Source organism: Apilactobacillus ozensis DSM 23829 = JCM 17196 (assembly GCF_001435995.1).
GTDB classification, from domain to species: domain Bacteria; phylum Bacillota; class Bacilli; order Lactobacillales; family Lactobacillaceae; genus Apilactobacillus; species Apilactobacillus ozensis.
This window is the reverse complement of the sequence record NZ_AYYQ01000030.1, coordinates 1-12071: the sequence shown is the minus strand read 5'-3', so window position 1 is coordinate 12071 and position 12071 is coordinate 1. Positions and strand designations below refer to the sequence as shown.

Annotated in this window: 6 protein-coding genes; all 6 read right to left on the bottom strand. The window is 31.3% G+C overall.

Annotated elements, in window-relative coordinates:
* Nucleotides 1–10: 10 nt before the first annotated feature.
* Nucleotides 11–2698, bottom strand: a complete 2688-nt coding sequence (locus FD06_RS04095; protein ID WP_056966254.1) for an L-type lectin family protein — start codon at nucleotides 2696–2698, stop codon at nucleotides 11–13.
* Between the two features lie 21 nt (nucleotides 2699–2719).
* On the bottom strand, nucleotides 2720–3706 hold the full coding sequence (locus FD06_RS04090) for a WxL protein host-binding domain-containing protein (RefSeq protein WP_056966252.1): 987 nt from the start codon (nucleotides 3704–3706) through the stop codon (nucleotides 2720–2722).
* Between the two features lie 83 nt (nucleotides 3707–3789).
* Nucleotides 3790–4551 carry a WxL domain-containing protein gene (locus tag FD06_RS04085; protein WP_054658718.1) on the bottom strand — a complete coding sequence of 254 codons (762 nt, stop codon included), beginning with the start codon at nucleotides 4549–4551 and terminating at the stop codon, nucleotides 3790–3792.
* Nucleotides 4552–4652: 101 nt separating this feature from the next.
* Nucleotides 4653–5111 (bottom strand): hypothetical protein, encoded by a 459-nt coding sequence (locus tag FD06_RS04080; protein ID WP_056966250.1) that lies wholly within the window; start codon nucleotides 5109–5111, stop codon nucleotides 4653–4655.
* A gap of 79 nt (nucleotides 5112–5190) precedes the next feature.
* The gene (locus FD06_RS04075; RefSeq protein ID WP_056966248.1) at nucleotides 5191–10008 is read right to left on the bottom strand and encodes a DUF5776 domain-containing protein; all 4818 of its coding nucleotides are present in this window, start codon (nucleotides 10006–10008) and stop codon (nucleotides 5191–5193) included.
* A gap of 111 nt (nucleotides 10009–10119) precedes the next feature.
* Nucleotides 10120–12071 (bottom strand): DUF5776 domain-containing protein (locus FD06_RS07670; protein WP_162256012.1); only part of this gene is annotated, 1952 nt, incomplete at its 5' end.

The following is a 12071-nucleotide window of genomic DNA, read 5'->3' as shown; positions in this document are numbered from 1 at the left end:
CGTACTTTCTTTAAAAACCATTTTTTATTTTCCAGTTAACAACTGTCTTATAGTTTCCTTGAACATTATAGTTAGAATAGACTTTCAGTTTAATTGGCTTTTTATCGATATAAATATTTTCAGCGGATTTATTTTTAGCATAATTAGCATAGTTTGTATAACCTAAAGTTAAATCTTGATTATTATATAGTAAATGGCCTTCAAAATCGGCATTGCTATTCTCATCATCAAAGTAAGGTGATTCTTGCTTTAAGGATAAACTAAAGGCATTCTTTTGGCGTCTTCTATCTTCAAATTCAACATACGGATTGCTATCATCGTTGGTTGAATTAATAATTTGGTTTGCATATAAATGTGAATGAAGGCCAAAGTTCAAATCATCAACACTAAAATTAAGAGAATTATCGGTAAAGCCCATTTTTATAATATTACTTTGGCTTAAAATATTTTCATAATCTCCATCTAATAAAATTTTAGAAGATGTTGAAAAGTTACTATTATAGCTAAAATTTTCTACCGAATCAAAATTACCCTTTATAGTCAAAACCTTAGACTGATTAGAATTATCAAAAGATAAACCTTTTACTAAAATGTTTTTAGTTTCGTTTTCTTTTACAATGGAATACTTAACATCTGAACTATCTATTTTAACTTCGGAAACATTGAAATTATCAGGAATTGCCATAAAATAATTTAAATTACTTATCGATGATACTGAGTCTTTAGTGTTGGTAATTAAAGTTTTATATTCAATAGAATCCCCTGTTGAATCACTATTACCAGGAAATACGTTATATAATTCAGTGTCAGTATCTTTGGAATCTTTATATCCCAAGTTTTTCAAACTACTTTTACTTAATATATTTATTCTATTCCTATAATCATCGGAAAATTCCATGGTATCTCCCAATCCATTTATATCATCAGATATAGAAGTCCCATTTTTATTTATATAAGGAGTATAACTACTACCATCATTAACTACTGGACCATTATTAGAAAAACGACCCTGAATTGAAAAGTTGATTTTATTTTTATTATTCATACTTATATTTTTGATATTTATAAACTTAAATTTACCCTTAGTTGTTACAGTGTATTGATTAGGCATTAATTTCTGCATGTTTCCATTTTCATAACTAATGTAAATATTGTCTGTATTGAAAAACGCTGGAACTGGCTGTGTAACGTTTACATTATTAAGTCCAGGAATTTTACCATCATTACTAATTGAAAAATTAAATTTTATAACATCACCATTTGAGTTTTTAGAATTACCGGGAAAAACTTTTTTTAGACTGTTACTTGTGTCATCTGGATTCGGATTTGTTACATTTTGTATAGAATTGGTTAACAGTAATTTTCGCTGAATGTAGTTTACATTTAAAGAATTAGATGGCGATACATAATTTTTTCCATCGATTGAATAATATATATCAGCATGATACTTTTTTTCAGCAGTATAATTTTTATTCACAAATCCTTTTAAATAAACTACACTAGGCTCAGAAGAAGCATCTACAGGAATATTGGGAATGGGAGATAGCGTTGTAATCTGTATTCCATCAGCCTTAAGTTGCTCAATAAAGTTCCTAACTTGCGGATTTTCTAAATTTTTTCCTAATCCATTATTAGGATTATTACTAATGGCCAATTTAAACTCAACCGTATCGCCATAGCTTAACGATAATGGTGGCATTTTTTTATTATTAACAGTAGTTCCATCAATATAATAATCTCCACTTTCATTTTTTCTGTATTGAAGCGTAATATATGGAACCTGTGGAAGTTTTCCATAAGCAATTGCCGCAATCATAGTTTGTTCTCCAGTAGCTCCAGTAAATCCCCAATAGACGTCAACATCTTTAACAGTACCATTATTACTATCACTATTTTTACCTGTAAATTGTCCTATCGGAATATATTTGCCACTGCCCACGCTTTCACCATTATAAATAGCTTTAAAATCCCCCCCAGTCAGATAATTTGGGTTATTATCTTTAAATTTAGGAGTCCATTGTATACTAACTGGAACCCAATTACCCCTATTCACAGAAAATGGAATAGCATCATAATGTGGTATATAAAAATGATTTCTACTTTCTCTAGGAAGACTACTTTTATAATCATTATTTTTCAAAAATTCATTAGGATATACAATAGCAATATGAGATCCTTTTATACTTGATATACCCAATTGGGCATCACTATAATCGCTGTTGATATAATTATCAAACTCTAAAGATACAGCTCTTTTTATATACTTAGAATAATTGGATTCCCTAAAAGTTCCATAGGAACCTAAAGATTCACCGTTGACTCCAATTGCAGAAAAAGAGTCGTTTTGCATAGTAAACGTCAGGCCATCACCAACAGTAGGACTATCACTATCAATATATATATAAAAATCATTAGAAAACTTATACTTTAAGTTAACTTTATTATTAAACCAAAGACTTTGCTTGGATGCAGCTGTTCCATCAGCAATAATTTGAACATTTCCATATGAAGTACTTTGATTAAATTCACTGCTAGATTTATCATTAACATATTTATTAATGTTAAACTGCTTATCTATGGCTGGTCCAGAAACTGGTGGTGCTTTATTAATTTTTACATCTGCAGCTTTTATTAATATCAAAGATGATGAAAGTAAGACTAAAAAAAAGAAGAGTATTGCAATAAAAATTTTTTTCATTAATTACCCTCCTTTTTGTTGTTAATCATTATTTTTTTCTTTCCTTTTCTTAATAATAAATATAATTAGGATTAAAATCAACAATAGTAAAATTAATATCAAGTATAATATCCACTGATTAGATTCAATAATATAACCTATATACTGAGCTGACGAAACCGAAAAATCCTTTTCCATAACCCACTTATAAGGGTCTGTGCTTTTAGCTACTATTTTTATATGATATTTCCCAGGCCTTATATTTCCAGAATACATAAGATTATCTAGGTAAAAATTAGTATTTGGAGCAACGCTCTTATCTTTGCCCTCGTATTCACTAACAACTTTTCCACTAGAATTGGTAATCTTACTATAAATAGACATACTATCAATATAAGCTGATTTTTTATTTTCTATTTTGCTACTAACAATATTACCGTTGGCATCAATTTTATCTAGAGTAAGCTTAGGAACGGCTTTCTTACCATCTTCATTCAATACAGCCGGCATAACATAACTATACTTGTTATTAATCATGGTTCCTGTGTCTTGACCTTGTTCCAAAGCATCATTGTTGGTTATATAAAATCCGCCCATAATAATCCCATTAAATTCTTCATTGGGAATTTTTGCAGTAAAACGAACCCTATAAGTCTTGCCAGCTGGCAAGTTAAAAGTTATAGATTTATTTTTAAATAAAAATCTAAAATCATTTTTCATATTACTTTTGCTAATAATTTTATCTTTATCATAAGCTACAGATATTCCATCAGATGTATAAGCCGTATGAGGTTCAACAGTAATTTTTTGATTTTTGTCAGACATACTCAAGATGTTAATATCAAAGTTTTGATAGGAACCGGGTTTAACCCTAGGATTTAAATAACCATTTTTAGATATTTGGTTTTTAGAGTAGACTGGTTCCATGGCAATACCGCCAACTTTAGCAGCATATACATTGTGTTGTAATGAAAAAATAAACAAGATAAAAGAAGCTATAAGTAACATTTTTGCCTTTATATTATTCATACTATTCCCCACTAAATAAATAGCAGAAAAACTCTGCCTCCGAGAGGTAGTGCTTTTCTGCTGAATTTTATAAAACATTATTTTTATTGTTGCTTAGAATCTGAATCGTTAGCAGTAGCAGTGCCTGGTGTTAATGTCCATGTAATAGGTGCAGCATATTTACCAGGGTCAACGTTATTACTTAAATTCAAGCTGGCATTGTTAGCATTTTTATAATAAGCAGAGGTAGTTCCTGTACTTGCTGTAGTAGTCTTCATAACAGTTTGTGATGAATTCCCGCCAGAAACTAAAGAAGCATTTATAAATGAAACAACGTTCCTGTTATTGGCGTTAGAAATATCGCTAGGCTGATTTAAATTTAATGTCCAATTACTTTGTGAACTAGAATCATTACTTCCAATTTTATTGAAATTACCTAATTTAGCAGTTACTTTATATCCGTCCAAATCGGAGGAGTTTTTAGCATCACGTGAATCTGTCACTCTTAGTAGTCCATCTTGATTACCATTATCATCAATCATACTATTATTACCAGCTAGTTTTAAAGTGGTATTATTACCTGAACCACCTTGTCCAACTATCCCAAAACTCAAATCAGGAACCGCATCTAAAGTTAAATATCCTTTTGTGATAATAACATTAGCATCAGAATTAGCAGATGTACTTTGGGAAGAATTACTTACGTTTTTACCATCCTGATTAATTGCATAAACACCATCCATTGGATGAACTGGTTGAGGTGCATTTTCATAATCATCAGTCTTATCAGCAAATACATTAATCATTGGAACAGATGCAAACATTAATCCTGCAAATAGCGCAATTACATTTTTTTTATTAATCAAATAAAACACTCCTTTTTAACAATTATGTCATGACCACTATATTACTTTTAAAATAATCAATAATCAATAATTATATGTCGTATTTTAGAATATTTTAATTTTTAATCTGAATATTTAATAATTGTTTCGGTAGTTTCAACCGTATTCACCATAAAAGCATTTTTATACTTTTGAATGGTTACTATTTTAATATTTTTGGAAGGGATAGCCTTTATCCTAAAAGAAGGCACTGAATTGTCAAAACTTAAACTTACATATTTATTGTCATATAAATACTTTACCTCAGCATTTTGGTGAAGATTCATTGTAATTGCACTAGGATTATCAACACTACTATTAATTGTGTTTTTGTTATTTAATTCTATGCTATTAAGCGAAACTACATAGCATATTAAAGTCCCTGAAAGTATAACTAATAAACGGTATACTAACTTATGGAAGAAAGATTTTTCTTTATGCTTAGAAAACACTTTTTTAAACAAAAGTGTTAGTAGATACAAGAAGCCTAATATTAATAATAATAATCCTAAAACATTAGCTATATTTAATACAATTGACAAACTTAACATCTCCTAATTAAAAATTTTTATAAAAACTATTAAAGCTTCCTTCTACATTAACATAGAAAGAAGCTTTAATTTATTTAGTAATTATATTAACAAATTTTTTATTACCTGTTACATAAGAACCATCAACTAAATGAATTCTAGTTACATTACCTATTTTAACTATTCTATCTGCTTTAAAAATATGATTGTAGCCTAGTTTACCATTTTGATTAGATAGAGCATCATCATGATAAGATTTAATTCCATTTTTTGAGATTACTTTATATTTCTTACTAACACCTAACTTAGTGTAATACAAATTAGCAATGCTATTATCAGCAGCTACGTAGTTACCATTGCTTAACTTATAATATAAATTGCCAGCCTTATTGAATTTATATCCAATAACCTTAAAAACTTTAGCATGGACACGTGATTTTTTATCATATTTGCTAACTTGACTATTTTTATTAGAATCAGCCTTGGAATGAGTATAAATCGCCCTACGATTATAAATATATCCTGGTAGAAGTTTACTAATAGCTTGTTTATAAGCCTTTTCATAAGCGTTAATGAAGGTAGCTGAACGATTATCTAGGTTTAACATTGGCTTTAATCTTTTAGCCTGTTTACGTGCTTCATTTACAGCCACTTTAGATATATCTTTTTGACCGGCAATAAATCCTTTGGCATAGGCATAGTCATAAGCTTTATTCTTGTTAGCTTTACTATAATTAATGCCACTAGCACCTAACTTATAACCAGCTTTATAACCATCAAAACCGTCGACATAACCTAATGGCTTTGAATGTCTTTCAAATTCAGTTAAATTATTTTCAGATTGAGCAGCTTTCATCCCTGCTAACATATTAATTCCTAATTTGTAATCGTCATTATATTTAATTGAGTCTGGATCCATATTGGTTAATTTATCAATAGCATCTTTAAATCCATTACGTTTATTTTGCATTGGCATGTAGTAATCATTTACTACTGGATAAAAATGATCATAAACAACTTTATCCATTCCGCTATAATCTTTAGATTTATTAACATTCTGTTTAAAATCATTTAGCGCAGCATTTTTATCATTTAAAGCATCTGGATTGGCTAACTTATAAGCATCTTGGTATAAATCCGGTTGATTACTAATGTTACGAGTATGCTCATTTAAAACATCTTGATAGCTGTCCATTGTACCATTATAACCATTCTTATAAGCATCACGATAAATCGGGTTATCACCATAATTATCATTACCAACGTTATTACGTGCATTTTGTTTACCTAATAACCAACCATTCTTAACGTCATTAAAGGCTTGTTGTTGAGCTTTAGCAGTTGCAGTAGTTAGATTATCATTTTTTAATCCATAATTATTGCTGTCAATATCTTTGATAGCAGAGGCTTGACCCTTAGCACGTGCAGCATCAATATCACGCATAGCTTGCGTATATCCATCAACATATGCATCTGGATTATTTGTTTGTTTACTATCAGTAGTTACTGATGCTGGAACTTCTTGACTGTAAATTGGATTACCTAAGTAAGCTTGATAACCAGCTTTAGCATCAGCATACGCTGATTTATAAACTGGACTTTGATTAGATTGTTTATCAGCTTCTGAATCGTTATTAGCATCAGTGGTCCCCTTACGCAATCCGTCCAAGAAATCATTGTATGCCTTATCAGATAGAGTAGCTAGCTTTACTTTACCTTGTACGTTAGAATCTGTATTCCAATCGTTATGAGCAGATTGCATGCCAGATTTAGTTTCTTTATAAGCCGCATTATAAATTGGACTTCCATTCGGATTATCGTTATCTTTGTTTACGGCTGCATTGTTAAATCCATTTTGTACATCATTATAAGCATTAACCTTAGCTTGACTGGTGTAAGAATTATCAGTTGGTTTAGTAGCTGATGTATTAGCCACAATGTAATCAGTAGCATCTTTTTTACCATCTTGCTTAGCAGCATCAATATCATTCATCGCTTTAATATATCCGTTAACATAAGACTTAGGATGAGAGGCTGAAGACCCAGCTTCTTTCACTGAATCAGGTATATTATCTGTTTTAGCAATTGGATTATCAATATAAGCTAGATAACCAGCTTTAGCACTATCATATGCATTATGATAGTCCACATCAGTTACCGGAGCATTTCTATTTGTTAAAGCATCATCATTTTGGTTATTAGCATCTGCAACCCCGTCATTAAAACCATTCCTAAAGTCATTATAACTTCCAGTTTGAGTATCTATATATGGTTTAGCATTTGAATCATTAGTACTATCAGCTGAAAGTTGATTGTTTAATCCAATATTTTCAACTTGACGAGTGTAAATAGGATTTGTACTATCAGAATTATTGTATACATAAGTACTACCAGTAAATCCGTAGCGCATCAATACTCCAGTGGATTTATCATTAGCATTATTTAGAGAAGGAATACTAGAATCTTTAATTGGAATCAAATCACCAGATTTATAATTATTAGGAATTTGAATAACTAAGTTGTAGACCTGTGCATCATTAGTTGGTTTATCGCCAATAGTATTACTATTAAGTGGTGTTAATTGATTATAATCATTACCACTACCACTAGCAAACTGTACATAAATGGTTTTATCTTTTCCATCGTAATTATTTATAACTACATAACCATTTAAAATTGGTTTTCCATTAGAATCATTATCAATAGAAACATTGTTCATGGAAACTGAAGGAACCCCATTAAAGCTAATCGATTTTATAGAAGTACTTGGTGTTGCGGTATTATTAATTCCATCAACTTTAACATAGTTCACATTCGAACCATCATACTTAAACTTATATAATGGACCATTTTCAGTATTACCATTGAAATCAACCTTAGTTGAATAAGCTACGATAGAGTTATTGTCGTGGAAAGTACTGTCAGTTCTACCATTTTGACTTAAGTCTAAATGAACGCCTTGGCTACCTGGATTGTTAATATTTAAATTACCTTTAATCAAATTCACTTTTCCACTACCATCAGCACTGATGCTCATATTACCTTGATCAACAATGTAGATGGTTCCTCCATCGTTATAAATAATACCATCAGAAGTATTATTACCTAAATTAGCTAAATGAACATTAATCGAACCATTATTAGTAACTTTGATATCCTTTTGATTATAAATTAACCGATTATTATTTTGTGAATTTCCATTAGCTTCAATGTTAATTTGACCACCGTTATTATAAATACTACCCAAGTTGTAAATAGCATTAGCATTGTTATTAGTATCATTATCCGAAGTAGTTGGAATAATATTTAACTGTGCACCTTTTTGTAAGGTTAAATTGGAAGACCCATTCTTTAAATATACTGCATAATCACCAGCAGGTGCATTTTCACCAGAATTACCTCTAGCCACTAAATTCATCGATGAATTTTGACTTAAAATCATGTTTCCACTAAGTTCAATATTGTCACCACCGTTAGTTTTAGCAGTAGCTCCAAAGAAATGTGCATTAGGCATTAGGGTAAAATCTTTAACATCTAAAATTTGTTGATTATCGCCATTAGTAGCCACATTATTATTAAAAGGAGATGTGTAGCTTTTAACATTTATAGCATTAATATTGCCATCAAAATATACATCATTTAATCCAGCGCTAAGCATTTGCGAACCTATATAGTTAACGTTTTTATAATTAATTGTTCCACTACCATTAATTGAAAAAGCTCCATAATAGTTTTGTGCATAAATAGTTCTGAAATTTTGCACAGTTAGGTTAGGATTATTGCCAGAAAACTTATCATTAATATTGTTCATATCAATAATATGATTTTGACCGTCAATATCTAAATTACTAATATTGAATGTATTATCAGATTTAATATTAACATCGTTGATTAATTTTACTGATTTTCTACCGTTAGATATAGCGCTATTGAATTCTGTTTCATTACCTACAAAGGCCGTACCACTTTGGATTTGTTTAAAAGTTTCATCATATGCTACTTGATAATATTGACTATTTTTTGAAACATCAGCAGCGCTTAAAGAACTATTGATGCTATCATCTTGATTGAACTGTTGTCTAATAGCATATTGGGCTCCTAAGTAACCTTGGTCATAGGCATTACTACTGGTTGAATCAGGCGCATAGGAACTCAATTGTTTGTTTCCATCTTTATCATAATAGTAGCCATTCCATTTACCAGTACGAGCATCAGTAGCACCTTGACTAGCTAAGAAATAATTAGCTCCATATTTATATGCATTAGTACTGCCATCTTTGGTACTATCAGAAGTTGGAACCGATACTTTACCCTCGGCTAATGAAACACTAGCATTATTACTATTAGCAGAGCTAGTTAAGCTCCTTTCATAGCTAGTAGCACTGGCTTGGGCGGCACTAGTTTGAGTTGCATAATCAGCATTTTTAGTTTGTGAGGTTTCAGTAGTATTGTCAACTGGTTTATTATTTTCAGGTTGACCGGATTCTTCGTTTTGTCCACCATTTTCAACATTGGTGTCCTTAGAAGAAGTAGTACTATCTCCCTGAGAGTTATATTCAGGATAATAAGAAGATGTCCCATTACTTTTTGCATAATTGTCATACGCACTTTTAGCAGCGGTAGCTCCATTATATGCATCTATGTATGTACTGTCTGCGCCACTCTGAGCAGCCATAGAATTAGTAGCTGCACTAGCGCCTTGATCTTCACTAGTATTATCAGAATTTTGTTTGCTTTGTGTAGCGCTAACATCATCAGCCTTGACCGTAACATTACTTACATTAAGACTAAATGCAGTCATACCCATTAAAGCTAGTGTAGTAACCGATGCCACTACCCATTGCTTTTTAACTTTTTTCAGTATCTTTTTTTCATTGACTTTATCAAAAATATTTTTATTATATTTCAATATGTATACACATCCTTAATTATATATAGACTTTCGCATTTATTATAATTCTATTAGTAAAATAAATACACAAAAAAGCCTAACAAATAATATTGCTAGGCTTTTTTTTATTTATTTATTAAACTCAACTAAATTTCTGTTACTAGTTACGTATTCATTACTGTTAATATAAAATCTTGTAACTCCATTAACTTTAACAACTTTTTTCACAACGAAAGTTTCATTGCTAGGAAGTTTTCTTGTCTTATTAGCATTTGTAAATTTACTAGAACTATGTGCATATATTCCGCTATCTGAAATAACTTTAAAATGACCACTGCCACTAATCTTAGTGTAATAATGATTATCTAATTGTTGGGCTTTAAAAGCCTTAGTATAGGCTTTAACATATTCCTTAGAATATCCCTTTAAGTTAGGTAATTTTTTAGATTTTTTAGCAGCCTTGTGACCATCATTGTTAGCTATCTTAATTGCTCGTTTTACACCATTCTTATATCCTTCATCGTAGGCAAATTTATAAACCATACCAGTATTTTCTTTGGATTTATTAGAACTCTTGATAGCTGATTGTAAACCGGCTTTATATCCGTTAACTCCAGAAATAAAGTCTTTAGATTTACCATTAAAATCAGCATTTTGTCCACTCTTAGCAACTTTAATTGCAGCTAAAGCATCCTTAGCCATTTGGTAACCAGAGTTATATAAATCTGAAGAATTTAAGGTCTTAGTATTATTCTTAATAGCCACTTCAAATCCAGTCTTAAGTTCTTTATACATACTATCGTATTCAGGATTACCAGACTTGTTAAACTTACCGCTTGAAAAGTCTTTCATAGCTTGAGCTTTACTGTCCACCGGTTTTTGACTATTAGCCATAGCTGCAGCATCAGCAGCAGCGGCAGATTGGCCTTGTTTAAAGCCATTCTTATAAGCTTGAATATAAGGCATGTTTTGAGTAGTATTATCTACTTTTTTACCTGAATATCCGTCTTTATAACCGTTATAAGAGCCTTCATAGCTACCAATATAAGTTTTAACATCATCACCATTTGGAACCTTAGATGTATCACCATCTGCAAAGGTATCTTTACGATTATTAGTTGCATCTTGATAACCTAGTTTAGAAGCATCTTGAGCTGCATTATAACCCTTCATATATGCTGAATCAGAACTAGTAGGCTTCTTACCGGCAGCAAAATCATTAACTCCTGATACCAAAGTCTTACCATAATTAAATCCGGAACTTTCAGCTGGACTTACATTCGATAATGCTTGATTTGGATTTTGTAATGCTTTGTTGTAGCCAGCTTTCGCATCATCATATCCTTGACTTTGAGCTACTGATTGTGCATCTGTTTTACCCGCAGCATCATTACTCTTAGCATCGTTGAATTTATCAGCTCCTGCTTTAGCAGCTTGTGCTGCAGCTGCTTGGGCTGATTGATATGCATCTTGATATGCTTGTGATTTATCAGCTACAGGTGTATTCTTACCTGCTTTACCATCATTTAATCCTTGTTGACCAGCTTGATATCCATCCATAAAGCTTGAATTATCCTTTTGTTCTGGACTTAACTGATCTGCAGTAGTTCCTGCATTGGCTGCCGATAATCCTTCGTTACCTGCTTTATATGCATTAAATCCTGCTTGTTCTGATTCATTAGCATCTTTTGGTAGTTCTTGATTACCCTTAGCTAAATCATAGCCAGCTTTCGCATCATCATATCCTTGACTTTGAGCTACTGATTGTGCATCTGTTTTACCCGCAGCATCATTACTCTTAGCATCGTTGAATTTATCAGCTCCTGCTTTAGCAGCTTGTGCTGCAGCTGCTTGGGCTGATTGATATGCATCTTGATATGCTTGTGATTTATCAGCTACAGGTGTATTCTTACCTGCTTTACCATCATTTAATCCTTGTTGACCAGCTTGATATCCATCCATAAAGCTTGGATTATTTTTTTGTTCTGGACTTAACTGATCTGCAGTAGTTCCTGTTTGCGCTGTAGTTAATCCTTCGTTACCTGCTTTATATGCATTAAATCCTGCTTGTTCTGATTCAT